Here is a 15,678-nt window from a genome sequence, read left to right on the forward strand (position 1 = left end):
GGGCGTCATAGGCAGAACCGCCGACGAGGCCTTCGTCCGTCACGAAGCCGGCGCCAAGCTCGGCATTCATGTAGGCGATGATTTTGCGGACTTCCGCCATGGCTTCCGGGCCGATGCCGTCGCCGGGAAGGATGAAAAGCTTACGATCGGCCATTTCGGCACTCCTGTCGTTTCAGTGTTTGTGTTGGTGCAGGGCGGCTCATGCGGTGACCTTCGGCCATGGCCGCTGTTGCGGACGCAGGGTCTCGAATGCTCGTGCAAGGCGCAAGACCCCGATATCGTCAAACTGCTGGCCGATGATCTGAAGCCCGATCGGCAAACCGCTGGCAGTATAGCCGCAATTGACCGAAATCGCGGGCTGTCCACCCATGTTCACCGCGACCGTAAAGGCGATGTGCTCGAACGGCTTCTGTGGGTCATTGATCGGCGAGGCCCATTCGGCGGGATAGGACGCGGTCGGTGCCGTTGGCGAGAGGATGAAATCAAAACCGGTCAACGCCGCATGGATGGCATTGCGCATGGCGTCGATCTGGGCGAAGCCGGTATAGACGTCGCGGCCGGAAAAATCCTTGGCCGTCTCGATCCAGTTGAAGATGTAGGGCAGTATCTGCGCCTGCTGTTCCGGCGAAAGACGCGAGACGTCTTCCCAACCGCGCGCACGCCAGAAGCGATCGAGGCCATCGATCATCTCGCGGGTGAGGAAGGGCTCGACAGGTTCGATGATCGCGCCCGCGTCCGCGAAGATCTTTGCCGCTTGGCTGACCGCCTGCTCGGTTTCCGCGCTGACCGTCTGGCCGAAGCCGGCATCAAGCCAGAGGCCGATCTTCAAGCCCCTTACCTTCCGTTCAAGATCGAGCCAGGGGATATCGGCATAGGGCAAGGACATCGTGTCGCGGGCGTCCGGCTTCGACAAAACGGACATGTAAAGCGCCGTATCGGCGACAGTGCGGGTCATCGGGCCGGCCACACGGCCGATGAAGGGCGGATTGATCGGAATCCGACCCGCCGACGGTTTCAAACCGACAACGCCGCACCAACCGGCCGGCAGGCGAACCGAACCGCCGATATCGGTGCCGATATGGAGCGGGCCGTAGCCGGCGGCCGCAGCCGCCCCCGCACCGGCGCTCGAGCCGCCGGGATTGGTCGACAGGTCCCAGGGATTGCGCGCCAGTTTGTGGAAACTGGAAAGCCCGGACGACAGCATGCCGTAATCTGGCATGGTGGTCTTGGCCAGAATAACGCCACCCGCCTCGCGGGTGCGTGCCGCCGGCGGCGCATCGGCCAAGGCCGGTACCAGCGGCACGGCCGCGCAGCCAAGCGGCACAGCCGTTCCCTTCGTCGCAATGTTCTCCTTGATCGTCACCGGCACGCCATCGATCGCGCCCAGAGGCTCACCCTTGCCCCAACGTGCCTCGGACGCCTGCGCCGCCTTGCGCGCCTCGTCCGGATCGTAGGCCCAAAGCGCATTGAGTTTCGGCTCAGATGCATCGATGCGCGCGATGACAGCATCGACGACTTCGACGGGAGAGAGCTTTCGCAGGCGGTAAGCCTCGACAAGATCGACGGCGGTGAAATCGGCAAGATCGGACATGGGCAATAATTCCTGCAACAAGAGCAACTCCGGAGAATTGCAGAATTTCAAAGAGTTCTAGGCAAAGTGACAGCGGGCGGACCAGGCCGGCGTCACCGGCTTGGCCATGGGCGTTTGGGCGAGACAGATATCCTGCCTGCGCGGACAGACGGCGGCATAGGCGCAGCCCTCTGAGGTCGTGGCGGTATGGACAGGCGTTTGCGGCGGGGCGTTCGACCGGATCCGCTTGCGGCGTCCGGCAAAGGGTTTCGGCACGGCGGCGACAAGCGCCTGCGTGTAGGGGTGACGCGGGTTGTCGAACACCTCGTTGGTCGGTCCCTCCTCGACGATCCGCCCGAGATGCATGACGGCGACCCGGTCGGTGATGGCGCGAACCACGCCCAGATCGTGGCTGATGAACAGATAGGAGAGCCCGAGCCTCTCCTGCAGATCCATCATCAGGTTCAGCACCTGCGCCTGGATCGAGACGTCGAGCGCCGAAACCGGTTCGTCGGCAACGATCAGCGCAGGTCGGGTGATGAGCGCGCGCGCAATGGCAATCCGCTGGCGCTGGCCACCGGAAAACTCGTGCGGATACTTGTCGACAGACGCCAAGGGCAAGCCGACCGCCTCCAGCACCTCCTCAACGCGCCGGTTGCGCTCGAGTGCGCTGGTTCCGCGTTCCAGTGAAACGATGGGTTCGCAGATGATGGTCCGCACCGTGTGGCGCGGATCGAGTGAGCCGTAGGGATCCTGGAAGATCGCCTGAAATCCCTTGCGCGCCTCCCGCAACTCTGATCGGTCCAGCGAATAGATATCCTTGCCGGCAATGGTAACCTGCCCCGATTGCGGGCGTTCAAGCCCCATGACGGCGCGCGCAAGGGTCGATTTTCCCGAGCCGCTTTCGCCAACGATGCCGAGGCTCTTGCCGGCGCCAAGCTCGACGCTGACACCGTGCAGCACGCGCAAGCTGGTCTGCTTGGAAAAGATCGATGGGCGCGGCAACTGGTACTCGCGCACCAGATCGATGGTCCTCAGAATGACATCGCTCATGGTGCCACCATCCTTTCGCGTGGATGAAAGCAGGCGGCGCGATGCTCCACATTCCTGTCGGTATCGATCAGATCCAGTGGCGGTATCGCCCGCCGACAGTCGGGCTGAACGAAGGCGCAACGCTCAGCAAAGGAGCAATGGTCCGGCCGCGCAAAAGGATCGGGAACGATGCCCGGGATTGCGTTCAGCCTTGGCCTTCCCCCGATCTGGCGCGGAGCAAGGGCAGCTCCATGAGGAGACGCAGCGAAGAGGCCCCTCGCATAGGGATGCGCCATGCGCGCGAACACGTCGTCGGTGCGCCCCGTCTCGATGACACGCCCAGCATACATGACCGCGATACGGTCGGTCATTTCGGAAACCACGCCGAGATCGTGGGTGATCAGCATCAGGGCCGTACCAGTATCTTCGATCAGGTCATCGAGCAGATCAAGAATCTGTGCCTGCACCGTCACATCGAGCGCGGTCGTCGGTTCGTCGGCGATCAACAGGTCCGGTTCGCAGGCGATCGCCATGGCGATCATCACGCGCTGCCGCTGGCCGCCGGAGAGTTGATGCGGGTAGAGGTCCAGATTGAAGCGCGGCGCCGGCAGACCAACCCTGTCCAGCAAGGATCGCGCCTTCTTTTCCGCATCGGCTCTGGTTTCGCCAAAATGAAGGCGTCGCCCTTCGGCGATCTGGGCGCCGATCGACTTGACCGGGTTGAGGGCGGTCATCGGCTCCTGAAAGATCATCGCAATGCGCCGGCCGCGATATCTGCAGAATTCGGCTTCGGGCAGATCTGCGAGGTTGCGGCCATCGAACATCAACTCGCCGCGCACCCGCATGCGCTGCGGCAGCAGTCCCATCACGGCGAGCGCCGTCATGGATTTGCCGCTGCCGGATTCTCCGACGATACCGAGGCGTTCGCCGCGATTGAGCTCAAGATCGACGTCGGAGACGATATCGACCTGGGTCATGCCCGCTGACAGCTCGACCGACATTCCGACCATTCGTAGCAAGGGTGCCGTCATCTTTGTCGCCTCACGCGCGGATCGAGAATGTCGCGCAGGCCATCACCGAGGAGGTTGAGGCCGAGCACGGCGAACGTGATCGCAAGTCCCGGGAAGATGGCGAGCCATGGGGCCTGATAGATGAAGGTCTGGGCATCGTTCAGCATCTTGCCCCAGCTTGGCATCGGTGGCTGGGTGCCAAGACCGACATAGGAAAGCCCAGCTTCTGCAACGATTGCTAAGGCGAACTGGATCGTCACCTGGACCAGGAGCACGTGGTTGATGTTGGGCAGGATGTGCAGAAAGGTGATCGCCACGTCGCCGCGACCGGCGCAGCGGGCCGCCTGCACATATTCGCGCTTCCAAAGCCCCATCGAAGCGCCACGGGTCACGCGGGCAAAGACCGGAATGTTGAAGATGCCGATGGCGATCATGGCATTGGTCGCGCCGGGGCCGAAGATGGCCGTGATGATGACCGCCGTCAGCAGTGCAGGAAAGGCAAAGGCAAGATCGCTCATGCGCATGACCAGGCCATCGACCCAGCCGCCGCGGGCCGCAGCCCATGCACCGAGCGGCACGCCGATGCCGGCGCCGACGAGCACCGCGACGATCGAGACCGCGATCGAGTTGCGCGCCCCGGCCATGATCATCGACAGGATATCGCGGCCGAAATTGTCGGTGCCGAACCAATGGGCGAGGCTTGGTCCCTGAAGCTTGTCGCGGAAATTCATCGCCGTCGGCGAGAAGGGTGTCCAGACGGTGGAAACCACGGCCATCGCAATGAGGATGGCGGTGACCGTCAGGCCGAACATCAGGCTTCGGCTACCAAAAAGCTTGGCCAACAGGCCTGGTTCCGAAGTGATTGCCGAGGTGCTCATCAGTGGCCTCCCCTCGACAGGCGCGGATCCAGATAGCCGTAAACGAGATCCACGAGAAAATTGATGGTGATGACGGACGCGGCAAGCAGCGTCACGAGCGTCTGCACGGTCACCAGATCGCGCTGCGCGATCGCCTGAAAGACCAACCGGCCGACACCCGGCAGATTGAAGACGTTCTCGATGATGATCGTGCCGGCAAGCAGAAACGAAAACTGCAGGCCGATGATGGTGACGACGGGGATGAGTGCGTTCGGCACCGCATGCCTCCAAAGCGCACCAGCGCGCGAGAGGCCCTTGGCGCGGGCAGTGCGGATGAAATCCTCCCCGAGCGTTTCGATGACGGCCGAGCGGGTGACGCGTCCGAGAATGGCGGCGAGTGGCAGGCCGAGCGCAAAGGCTGGAAGAATGAGCGAGTGGAGGCCGCTCCAGATACCGTCCTGCCAGCCGGCAAAGCCCGAGGCCGGAAACCATGCAAGTTTCAGCGCGAATAGCAAAATGAACAGAAGCGCGAGCCAGAAATTGGGGATGGCGACGCCAACTTGCGCGATGCCCATGACGACCGTGTCGCCGGCCTTGCCGCGATTGGCCGCGGCATAGACGCCAATGGCGATCGCAACCACGACCGAGATCGCCATGGAGAGGAGAGCCAGGGGCAATGTCACCAGGATGCGGGGCCCGAGTAGTTCACGGATCGGCACCGAATAGGTGAGACTCATGCCGAAATCGCCGACGACAAAGCCACCGATCCACTGGAGGTAGCGGATCCAGATTGGCTGATCGAGGCCCAGCTGCCGGTGCAGCGCCGCGATCGCATCCGGGTCGGCGTTCATGCCGAGCATCAGCACTGCCGGGTCGCCGGGCAGCACCTGCATCAGCAGAAAGACGATGATAGAGGCGACCAGGGTCGTCAATATGAGCGACACAAGGCGACCGCCAACAAAGGAAATCACATCAACCTCCCGGAATGAGCGAGCGTTGACCGGCGCCGGGGACGGTCAACGGCTGATCTGCATCCGCCCCCATTTGTGGAGGGGCGGATGCTGGAGCGGGATGAGGAAAAGTGTGTGCGGTTTTCAGCCCGCATACCGCTCCACCTCATGAGAAGCGATCAATTCTCCCAGTAGGTCTGGGTCTGATCGTCCGCCGGCACCGGCATGTTCTTCCACAGACCCTTCACCTTCTTGTTCCAGACGCCGATCTTCGGAAGAGCGTAGAGGAAAACGTTCGGTTCATCGGCCGCCAGTTTACGCTGAAGCTGGCCGACGAGATCGAGCTGCTCAGCTTCCGTCGACGCGAGCGTGAAGGACTTGTAGAGCGCCTTGTAGTCCGGGTTCTGGTAGTTGAAATAGTATTTGTCGCGAGCGTAAATATCGAGATCGCGGGCTTCGGCGTGTGCGATGATCGTCGCGTCGAAATCCGAGTTCTTGAACACCTGGTCGAGCCATTGCGCGAACTCGATCGGAACGAGGTTCACCTTGACGCCGACTTCGCTGAGCATGGCCGCGATGATCTCGCCGCCGCGCCGGGCATAGGCGGGTGGCGGCAGCATGATGGTCATTTCCAGACCTTCGACACCGGCCTCCTGCAGCAGTTGCTGCGCTTTGCCCGGGTCATAGGGATAGGTTTCGTTCAGATCGACATAGCCGGGCTCCACCGGGGAATAATGCGAACCGATCGTCTCGCCGAAGCCCGAATAGGTGCCTTCGACCAGGGTCTTCCGGTCGATCGCATGGGCAAGCGCCTGACGAACCCTGACGTCGTCAAACGGCTTGCGCGCATTGTTCAGCGCAAGAACCACCTTGCCGGAGGTGCTGCCGACCTCGACCTGGAGGTTGGGATCGCTTTGGAACTGGCTGACGAGTTCGGCGGCCTGGAACATCGGGAACGCATCGACGTTGCCGGCAAGAACGGCGGCTGCGGCTGCGGACGGGTCGCTGATGAACTTGAAGGTGACTTCCGTCAGCTTGGCCGGTTCGCCCCAGTAATCGGCGTTCTTGTTCAGCACGACCTTGTCGCCCTTCGCCCATTCCTTGAACGCGTAGGGGCCAGTACCGACAGGCTTGGTCTTGTTGTCGGCGGCCGATGACGGCGCGATCATGACCGCGTCACCCCATGCCATGTTGAACAGGAAGTTGGATGCCGGGCGCTTCAGGGTCACGACTGCGGTTGCCGGATCCGGGCACTCGGTCTTTTCGATCGGCTCGAAGAGGCCCTTCTGCGCATTGGTGGAGTCCGCTGCGACGGCGCGCTCATAGGAGAATTTGACGATCGAGCAGTCGAATGGCGTGCCGTCGTGGAACTTGACGCCCTGACGAAGCTTGAACGTGTAGCTTTTCTGGTCGTCGGAGATCGCCCAGCTCTCGGCCAGGAGCGGCTTGACGGTGCCATCTTCAACCACGCGCACCAGGCCTTCGAACAGGTTGCCGTAGGTGATATAGCGGATCGGCGCGGCGGCGCCCGCGGTCGGGTCGAGGCCCGGCGGTTCCAGCACCTGGCCGACGGTAATCGTGTCCTTGGCCATGGCTGTGGTCAGCGATGCGGCGATGAAGCACGAAGCAAGTGCCCATTTCGTCAAGTTAAGCATGGTTCCCCCGCTTTGCGGTTTGGTTGTTTATGGTCCCACTGCATGTTTCCATTAATCGCATCCGATTGAAGGAAACATGCAGTCAATCAAAGTGCCGCGACTTTCGTGCGCCCTAAGAGACGCGCGGCGCTGTCGTCATCAGATCGAACGCCCGCCATCGACGTCAAGTGCAACGCCGGTGATCATCGACGCCTGCGGCGATGCGACGAAGGCGGCGGCCTCGGCGAGATCCTCGGGCTTCAGCAAGCGGCCCAACGGAATGGAATCGCGGAACTTCTGGCGAATTTCCTCGGTATCCTCGCCCATGAAGGTCGTCAAAAGCGGCGTCTCGCCGGCAACCGGATTGAGGGCAACGACGCGAATGTTGAACGGAGCAAGTTCGATCGCCAGCGCCTTGGTCGCGGAGACCACCCAGCCCTTCGTCGCATTGTACCAGGCAAGGTTCGGCCGCGGCCGGTTGGCGCCAGTCGAGGCGATATTGACGATCACGCCTGTCTTGTTCTGTTTCATGTGCGGCAGCAGCGCGCGCGTCATGAGATAGACGCCACGCACGTTGACGCCGAGGATCCTGTCGAACTCGTCCGGCTCCACCAGCTCGGCGTTTTGTGGCTTGTGGCCGATGCCGGCATTGTTGATGAGAATGTCGACGCGGCCGAACTTCTCGAGGCTCGCGGCAACGGCGGCGTCGACGTCCGATGATTTGGAGATGTCGCAGACGACGGCAAACGCATTGCTGCCGAGTTGCTTGGCCACGCGCTCGGCCCCTGCGGCATCGCGGTCGACAACGACCACCTTGGCACCGCCGTCGATGAAACGCTTCGCAATGCCCTCGCCGAAACCGGAGCCTGCACCGGTGATGAGAGCGATCTTACCTTCTAGTGACACTTGTTCCTCCCGACGCTGAACTAGCCGTGGTAAACCGAGATGGTTTTCATGCTGGCGAAGCCGTAGAGGGCTTCGAAACCCTTCTCGCGGCCATGGCCCGATTTCTTGACGCCGCCGAAGGGCAGCTCGACGCCGCCGCCGGCGCCATAATTGTTGACGAAGACCTGACCGGCGTGGACGGCGCGCGCCATGCGCAGCTGCCTACCACCGTCGTTTGTCCAGACCCCGCAGACGAGACCATAGGCGGTGCCGTTTGCAAGGCGAACGGCCTCCTCTTCGCTGTCGAACGGCATGATCACCTGGACCGGGCCGAAGATTTCTTCCTGTACCGTGCGGTGCTCGTGCGGCACGTCGCGCAGCAATGTCGGTGCGACATAGGCGCCGTCAGCGGGTGCGTCGGCGACGATCTCGCCCTCAGCCGCGATCTTCAGGCCATCCTTGGCGGCATCGGCAAGGAAGCCCTCGATGATCGCCTTTTGCCTATGCGAGACCACCGGGCCAAGCGACAGATCGGCGCTGGCCGGTCCGACCCTGAGCGCGCGATATCTTTCGCTCATCTGCGCCACGACGTCTTCGTAGATGGCGCGCTCGACGAGGATGCGTGACGAGGCCGAACAGGTCTGCCCGGCGTTCTGGATCCCGGCGTTGACCAGGAATGGCACGGCACGGTCGAGGTCCGCATCGGCAAAGACGATCTGCGCCGACTTGCCGCCGAGTTCGAGCGTCACCGGCACCGCATTCTTCGCCGCCGCCGTCTGCACCATCTCACCGGTGCGCACCGAACCGGTAAACGAGATATGGTTGACATCAGGGTGTTCGGAAAGCGCGGCACCCGCTTCCGCGCCCAAACCGGTGACGACGTTCAGCGCTCCTGATGGCAGGCCCTCTTCTTCGGCGATGCGTGCAAATTCCAGGATGGTCAGGCACGCCTCCTCGGCCGGCTTGACCACGGCCGCATTGCCCATGGCAAGGGCTGCGCCGAGGCTTCGACCAAGGATCTGCATCGGATAGTTCCACGGGATGATATGACCCGTAACCCCATGCGGCTCGTAAATGGTCAGCACGGTAAAGCCGTTCTGATAGGGGATGGTGTCGCCATGCACCTTGTCGGCGGCGCCGCCATAGAATTCCAGATAGCGCGCGAGCGCGACGACATCAGCCCGCGCCTGTGTCAGGGGCTTGCCGACATCCCGCGCTTCAAGCTCCGTCAAAAGGTCGATGTTGCGCAGCACCGCTGCCGAGATCCGGCTGAGCACCCGTCCGCGTTCGGTAGCCGTCAACTGCCCCCATTGGCCGCCAAGTGCCGAGCGCGCCGAGCGCACGGCCAGGTCGATGTCATCCCGGTTTCCCCGGGCAATGCGCGCGAATATCTCACCGTTGGAGGGATCCCTGACGGCGATGTGCTCGCCGCCAATTGCGTCCTGCCACGTGTTCGCGATGAAATTGCCGTAAGTCTTCACATCATGCCTCGTTGTCAGTCTCGCCCTGCGGGAGGAGCGTTTTCAATCTCATGGCCGTCGCATGGATATGCGCGCGCGCCAGCTTCTCAGCCTGATCAGGGTCCCTTGCCGCTATCGCCTCGACAATGAGCCGATGCTCGGCAACGGCAGTGCTGGCGCGTTCGCTGGAAAGCGAAAAGGCCGGAGCGAAGACCTGAGAGGTCATCCGCAGAAGCGGCCCGAGCGACGCCAGCGACGCATTGCGCGAAGCACTGACGATTGCCTCGTGAAAGACGACGTTGGACTGGGTGTAGGCGCCGGGATCCCAGCGCTCGACGACCTTCTGCTGCTGATCGATCTGTTTCGCGAGTGCTTTGATTTCGGATGCTGTGGCGCGCTCGGCGGCATTGCGCGCCGCCACGCCGTCCATCGCCTCGCGCACAGCATAGGCATCGAGAAGTTTCGGCAGGTCGGCGGTGGCCACCCTGACACCGCTGCCCGGTTTGTTCACAACGAGCCCGTCGCGCTCCAGCACCCGCAAGGCCTCGCGAAGCGGCGTACGGCTGATGCCGAATTCGGCAGCGATCCGCTCCTGGCGCAACGTCGCTCCAGGCGCATAGACGCCGGCATAGATGCGCTCGCGAAGCGCCTGGGCAACTTCGTCGAGCAGGCGCGACTGGCTTCGCCATTCAAAGGTTTGACTCATCGATCCCTCCCAAGATCGAGGCAAATTGTATCCAGGATACAGACGATGTCAATTGCGATTGATAGGCCAGCGAACCGCCACGCGGGATCGGGACCGGAAGAGGCGTGATTTTCCGACGCAGACCCCTCGCTCGACGACAAAATTATTTACGGTTGACAATCGCACTCTAAGACATCAATCTTGCAACTAAGATATCAGTTAGCGGATAGATATGTCTGAGATTGTCACCATACCGGCACTTCCACTTGACGAGCTCCTTCGGCCGTCCCTGATCGAGGGTGCGGGCAACACGACGTCAAAGGTCTATCGCCTGCTTCGGCAACTGATCGTCGAGGTGAGGTTGCTGCCTGGCCGCGCGTTGCCGGAAAAGGAGGTCGCCGCGATCCTCAACGTCAGCAAGACACCGGTTCGCGAAGCGATCATCCGCCTCTCGGAGGAAGGCCTGATCAAGGTCGTGCCGCAGGGCGGCACGTTTGTCGCGACGATCGAGGTCCAGCGCTATATCGAGGCGTGCTTCATTCGCTTTCGGTTGGAGGCCGGAGCGGCCGCAGAGGCGGCCAAGCGCCACACGTTCGAAGATCTCGGCCGCCTTGAACTCTGCCTCAACCAGCAGATTGCAGCCGTAGAGGGCGAGGATTACACGAATTTCTTCGAGCTCGACGAGAGCTTTCATAAAGCCATCTTCGCAGCCGCGCGTCTGAGCGGTGTGTGGACCTTCGTCAACCAGGCGAAGGGCGAGATCGATCGCATGCGCCATTTGAAGATGGTCTTCGGCGTTCGCCGCACTGCAGAAGTCATCGAGGAACATCGGGCGATCGTCGATGCCATTCGTGAAGCTTCGCCGGATGCGGCCGTGGCGGCAATGAGCCGACACCTCGGCTCGCTCGAAAGCAAGATTACCGAGCTCTCACGCGACCCGAAGCTGTGGAGCTACATTGAATCGATCAATGCGACAACGACAGAAAAACGGAGGCCGCGGCGCAACCTGACCTAAGGGGTTCGCGCCGGCGGGAGGAATCAAATGTCTGCAGTTGAACTGAACGACGTAGTGAAACGCTACGGCGCACTCGAAGTCGTGCACTCCATCAAGCTGTCGGTATCACCGGGAGAGTTCGTCGTTCTGGTCGGACCGTCGGGCTGCGGCAAGTCCACGACCCTGCGCATGGTGGCCGGGCTCGAAGACATTTCAGATGGCACGATCTCGATCGGTGGCCGCGTCGTCAACCGGGTCGCGCCGAAAGATCGCGACGTCGCCATGGTGTTCCAGAACTACGCGCTCTACCCGCACCTCAATGTCGCGGAAAACATCGCCTTTGGACTGCGCGTCCGTGGCGAGAAGAACGACGTCGTCGAAGCCGCTGTCAACGAGGCGGCCGCCATTCTCGATCTGATGCCCTATCTGAAGCGCAAGCCCGCGGACCTTTCGGGCGGCCAGCGACAGCGCGTGGCGATGGGTCGCGCGATTGTGCGAAAGCCACAGGTGTTTCTGTTCGACGAGCCGCTGTCCAATCTCGACGCCAAGCTGCGCACCCAGATGCGCGCGGAGATCAAGCGGCTGCACAAGCGCATGGACGTCACCAGCATCTACGTGACGCACGACCAGGTGGAGGCCATGACGCTTGCCGACCGCATCGTCGTCATGAATGGCGGACGCGTCGAACAGGTCGGCTCGCCCATGGAGCTTTTCCTCAATCCGGCCAATGCGTTTGTTGCGAGCTTCCTGGGATCGCCGCCCATGAACCTCGTGGCAGCGCGCGTGGAAGCGGCAAACGGCGCTGCCGTTGCCTGCGTCGACGGCAACGTTCCGGTCCAGTTCCGCATGCCGGCTGCAATCGCCGCCGGCATGCGCGCCGGCCAGAAAGTTCTCGTCGGCCTGCGTCCCGAACACCTCGATATCGAAGTCGGCCGCCCGGGGGCCGACACCCAGGAGATAGCGACGGCCGTGGACCTCGTCGAGCCTCTCGGTTCGGAAGCGCTGCTTCATTGCAGGATCGGCGGCCAGCCGGTCGTCGCCAAGGTCGATACGCCCGTGGACGGGAGAAGCCTGTCGGATGTCGCCAGGCTGGCGATCCCCACCGCCAGACTTCATGTCTTCGACGTGGAGACCGGCAAAGCCATCAACGGACAGGCGTGAGGCAGATGATGGGATCGAAGATCGCCCAGCATATCAAGGACCTGGCGGAGGATCTTCGCCGAGACTGGCAGCTTTATGTGTTGTTGTTGCCGATGCTCGTCTGGTTCCTGCTTTTCCTCTACAAGCCGATGGAAGGCTTGCAGATTGCCTTCAAGGACTTCAGCCCGTTCCGTGGCGTTGCCGGCAGTCCCTGGGTCGGGTTCGAAAATTTCCGGACGCTACTCAATGACCAGATCTTCATCCGCGCCTTCATCAATACGATCACCATCAGCGGCCTGGGGCTGATCTTCGCCTTCCCGGTGCCAATCATCCTGGCCTTGATGTTCAATGAGCTGCAGAGCGAAGTCGGCCGGCGTTTCTCACAGACCGTCGTCTACCTTCCACACTTCATTTCGGTGGTGATCGTTGCAGGCATCGTCATCAACCTGCTGTCGCCAACCACGGGCGTGGTCAACCTCGTGCTGTCCAGCCTCGGCTTCGATCCGATCTACTTCCTGACACAGCCGGAATGGTTCCGAACGGTGTTCATCGGCTCCAACGTCTGGAAGGAGGCAGGCTTCGAATCGATCGTCTATCTCGCTGCCATCGCCGGTATCAGCCCGACACTCTACGAATCCGCCCGGGTCGACGGCGCCTCGCGCTGGCAGATGATGTGGCGCATCACCCTGCCCTGCATTCTGCCGACGATCATCATCATGCTGATCATCCGCATCGGCAACCTGGTCGAGGTCGGTTTCGAATACATCATCCTACTCTACCAACCGGCCACCTACCGCACCGCCGACGTTGTCTCGACTTATGTCTACCGGACCGGCCTGCAGGGAACCCAGTACGACCTGGCGACTGCCGCCGGCCTGTTCAACGCGGTCATCGCGTTTGCCCTCGTCTTCACGGCCAACCGGATCAGCCGGAAGGTCTCATCAACCTCGCTCTGGTGAATGTCATGGCCACTTTCAGCCTATACTCGCGCGGCGATCGTATTTTCGGATATGCGAATGCGGCCCTGATCGGACTGTTCGTCCTGTCGACCCTCTATCCGTTCATCTATCTGCTGGCGGTATCGATCTCGTCAGGTGCGGCGGTCACCTCCGGGCAGGTCATTCTGTTTCCCAAGGACCTGACGCTTGCGGCCTATGAATTCGTGCTGTCCGACCGACTGTTCTGGATCGCCTACGGCAATACCTTCATCTACACGTTCGGCGGCACCGCGGTCAGCTTGGCGATCATGATCCCCGGCGCCTATGCGCTGTCACGCGCTAGGCTGCGCGGACGCAAATTCCTGAACCTGATGGTGGCATTCACCCTCTGGTTCAATGCCGGGATGATCCCCTTCTTCCTGAACATGCGCGACCTTGGCCTCCTGGATTCGCGTTTCGGCCTGATCATCGGCTTCGCCTGCAATGCCTTCAACGTCATCCTGCTGCGCAACTTCTTCGAGTCCGTGCCGAAATCCTTCGAGGAAGCAGCGAAGATGGACGGCGCCAGCGAATGGCAGCTGCTCTGGAAGGTATTTATTCCACTGTCCAAGCCGGCCATCATCACCGTCGGTCTGTTCTGCATCGTCTCGCGCTGGAACAGCTACTTCTGGGCCATGGTGCTGCTGCGCGGCGAGGAAAAGATCCCGCTCCAACTCTACCTGAAGCGCATCATCGTCGACCTCACCGCCAACGACGAGTTTGCCAGCAGCCTGCTGAGCTCGCGCTACTCATTCGAAACCGTCACAGCCGCGATCATGATCGCCTCGATCATTCCGGTGCTGCTGATTTATCCGAGCATCCAGAAATACTTCAACAAGGGCATCACCCTTGGTGGGGTCAAGGAATAACGGCCAGTTCTGTTCAAGGAGGAGAAATGGAATGAGACGTTTTGGGAAAAGGCTTTCGCTACTTGCCACCTGTGCGCTTCTGCAATTGGGCAGCGCCGCCGCCGAGGACGCGTCGACGAAGATTGTCGACGATCCGCTCGAACTGACGATCCACTTCCATTTCCGCGACAAGTACGTCTACACGGAGAACTGGCCCGTCGAGAAGAAAGCGGCGGAATGGACCGGAATCCACGTCAAGAACGTGGCCTCGCTTGCCACCAGCAACAGCCGCGACGCCTTCAACCTGTTGATGGCGTCTGGCGATCTGCCTGATATCGTGGGAGGAGATGTGACAGGCGGCCTCAAGGACGACTTTATCCGCTACGGGATGGAAGGCGCCTTCCTGCCGCTTGACGACCTGATCGCCGAAAACGCCCCCAACCTGAAGAAGTTCTTCGACGATCATCCCGTGGTGCGCCGCGCCATCAGCGCGCCCGATGGGCATATCTACTTCATCCCTTATGTTCCGGAGGGAGAGTATTCGCGCGCCTGGTTCATCCGCCGGGACTGGCTGGAGAAGCTCGGTCTCAAGGAACCGCAAAATGTCGACGAGCTCTACACTGTGCTCAAGGCATTTCGCGAGAAGGATCCCAACGGCAACGGCAAGAAGGACGAGGTTCCCTATTTCGCCCGCGAGCCGATCGAAGCCGTGCGGCTCATCAACATGTGGGATGCGCGCGTCTCGGGGTCGGAACGCTACGGCGACTTCATGGTCGAGGACGGCAAGATCGTCCACCCGTGGACGACGGCAAACTACAAGACCGGGATTTCAAAGGTTGCCCAGTGGTTTGGCGAAGGGCTCATCGACACGGAAGTCTTTACTCGCGGCGCACGCGTTCGCGAATACATGCTCGGTAACAATATCGGCGGCATGACCCATGACTGGTTCGCCAGCACCTCGAACTATACCGAGGCTCTGAAGGACAGCGTTCCCGGTATCAATTTCGCACCGATGCTGCCACCGAAAACGGTATCGGGAAAGCGCTTCGAGGACAGTCGGCGTGCGACCGTTCAGCCTGCCGGCTGGGCGATCTCCTACACCAATCAGCACCCCGCCGAGACGATCAAGTACTTCGACTTCTGGTTCTCCGAAAAGGGTCGCATTCTCTCCAACTGGGGTGTCGAGGGCGTCAACTACGACATGAAGGACGGCAAACCTGTCTACAAGGACAGCGTCCTCAAGAACCCAAAGCCGGTGAACGCCCAGATGTGGGAGATCGGCGCCGGCGTGCCGCGCGGCTACTGGGCCTCCTACCCGTCCGAACAGCAGTGGACCAACAAGATGGCCCTCGACGGGATCGCCATGTACGAGACGGAACCCGGCCTGCTGCAGCCCGAATTCACCGGCGTCTCGATGAGCGCCGAGGAACGGGCGGTCTACGACAAGTACTGGCCGAGCCTGCTCACATACATGACCGAGATGCAGCAGACCTTCGTGCTCGGCGCACAGAATGTCGACGCCTCCTGGGATGCCTATCAGGCTCGCCTCGAACAGCTCGGCCTGCCCGAGGTCATCAAGGTCATGCAGACGGCCTACGACCGCCAATACGCCAAGAACTGACACATCAGGGCGCGG

Annotated in this window: 15 protein-coding genes; 5 read left to right on the forward strand and 10 right to left on the reverse strand. The window is 61.6% G+C overall.

Going from position 1 to position 15,678, the window contains the following annotated elements:
• The 10 genes from BKP54_RS34780 to BKP54_RS00045 all read right to left on the reverse strand — a co-directional run.
• A partial coding sequence (locus BKP54_RS34780; protein ID WP_245317777.1) for an isocitrate/isopropylmalate family dehydrogenase occupies window positions 1-154 on the reverse strand: 154 nt, incomplete at its 3' end.
• Between the two features lie 45 nt (window positions 155-199).
• On the reverse strand, window positions 200-1,591 hold the full coding sequence (locus BKP54_RS00005; protein ID WP_025430098.1) for an amidase: 1,392 nt from the start codon (window positions 1,589-1,591) through the stop codon (window positions 200-202).
• Between the two features lie 57 nt (window positions 1,592-1,648).
• Entirely contained in the window at window positions 1,649-2,623 is a 975-nt protein-coding gene (locus BKP54_RS00010) for an oligopeptide/dipeptide ABC transporter ATP-binding protein (protein WP_025430099.1), read from the reverse strand.
• Window positions 2,620-3,633, reverse strand: coding sequence for an ABC transporter ATP-binding protein (locus BKP54_RS00015; RefSeq protein ID WP_025430100.1), 1,014 nt, complete (start codon window positions 3,631-3,633; stop codon window positions 2,620-2,622). The genes BKP54_RS00010 and BKP54_RS00015 overlap by 4 nt, the downstream gene beginning before the upstream one ends.
• Window positions 3,630-4,490 carry an ABC transporter permease gene (locus BKP54_RS00020; protein ID WP_025430101.1) on the reverse strand — a complete coding sequence of 287 codons (861 nt, stop codon included), beginning with the start codon at window positions 4,488-4,490 and terminating at the stop codon, window positions 3,630-3,632. Before BKP54_RS00020 ends, BKP54_RS00015 begins: the two co-directional genes overlap by 4 nt.
• Window positions 4,490-5,440, reverse strand: coding sequence for an ABC transporter permease (locus BKP54_RS00025; RefSeq protein WP_025430102.1), 951 nt, complete (start codon window positions 5,438-5,440; stop codon window positions 4,490-4,492). The genes BKP54_RS00020 and BKP54_RS00025 overlap by 1 nt, the downstream gene beginning before the upstream one ends.
• Before the next feature lie 158 nt (window positions 5,441-5,598).
• A complete protein-coding gene (locus tag BKP54_RS00030) occupies window positions 5,599-7,074 on the reverse strand; it encodes an ABC transporter substrate-binding protein (RefSeq protein WP_025430103.1) in 1,476 nt (491 codons plus the stop codon).
• Between the two features lie 138 nt (window positions 7,075-7,212).
• The gene (locus BKP54_RS00035; RefSeq protein ID WP_025430104.1) at window positions 7,213-7,959 is read right to left on the reverse strand and encodes an SDR family oxidoreductase; all 747 of its coding nucleotides are present in this window, start codon (window positions 7,957-7,959) and stop codon (window positions 7,213-7,215) included.
• Between the two features lie 20 nt (window positions 7,960-7,979).
• Window positions 7,980-9,419 (reverse strand): aldehyde dehydrogenase family protein, encoded by a 1,440-nt coding sequence (locus tag BKP54_RS00040; protein ID WP_025430105.1) that lies wholly within the window; start codon window positions 9,417-9,419, stop codon window positions 7,980-7,982.
• 1 nt (window position 9,420) lies between these two features.
• The gene (locus BKP54_RS00045) at window positions 9,421-10,104 is read right to left on the reverse strand and encodes a GntR family transcriptional regulator (RefSeq protein WP_025430106.1); all 684 of its coding nucleotides are present in this window, start codon (window positions 10,102-10,104) and stop codon (window positions 9,421-9,423) included.
• A 211-nt stretch (window positions 10,105-10,315) separates the two neighbouring features.
• On the opposite strand from BKP54_RS00045, the gene BKP54_RS00050 reads away from it, so the two are divergent.
• The 5 genes from BKP54_RS00050 to BKP54_RS00070 are packed head-to-tail and all read left to right on the forward strand — an operon-like array spanning window position 10,316 to window position 15,663.
• Window positions 10,316-11,098, forward strand: a complete 783-nt coding sequence (locus BKP54_RS00050) for a GntR family transcriptional regulator (protein WP_025430107.1) — start codon at window positions 10,316-10,318, stop codon at window positions 11,096-11,098.
• Window positions 11,099-11,125: 27 nt separating this feature from the next.
• On the forward strand, window positions 11,126-12,238 hold the full coding sequence (ugpC, locus tag BKP54_RS00055; protein ID WP_025430108.1) for a sn-glycerol-3-phosphate ABC transporter ATP-binding protein UgpC: 1,113 nt from the start codon (window positions 11,126-11,128) through the stop codon (window positions 12,236-12,238).
• Between the two features lie 8 nt (window positions 12,239-12,246).
• Window positions 12,247-13,176 (forward strand): sugar ABC transporter permease, encoded by a 930-nt coding sequence (locus tag BKP54_RS00060; RefSeq protein ID WP_025430109.1) that lies wholly within the window; start codon window positions 12,247-12,249, stop codon window positions 13,174-13,176.
• Between the two features lie 5 nt (window positions 13,177-13,181).
• Window positions 13,182-14,063, forward strand: a complete 882-nt coding sequence (locus BKP54_RS00065; protein WP_025430110.1) for a carbohydrate ABC transporter permease — start codon at window positions 13,182-13,184, stop codon at window positions 14,061-14,063.
• 31 nt (window positions 14,064-14,094) lie between these two features.
• The gene (locus BKP54_RS00070; protein ID WP_025430111.1) at window positions 14,095-15,663 is read left to right on the forward strand and encodes an extracellular solute-binding protein; all 1,569 of its coding nucleotides are present in this window, start codon (window positions 14,095-14,097) and stop codon (window positions 15,661-15,663) included.
• Window positions 15,664-15,678: the final 15 nt, after the last annotated feature.

The organism is Ensifer sp. 1H6 (assembly GCF_001976035.1).
Classification (GTDB): Bacteria; Pseudomonadota; Alphaproteobacteria; order Rhizobiales; family Rhizobiaceae; genus Ensifer; species Ensifer canadensis.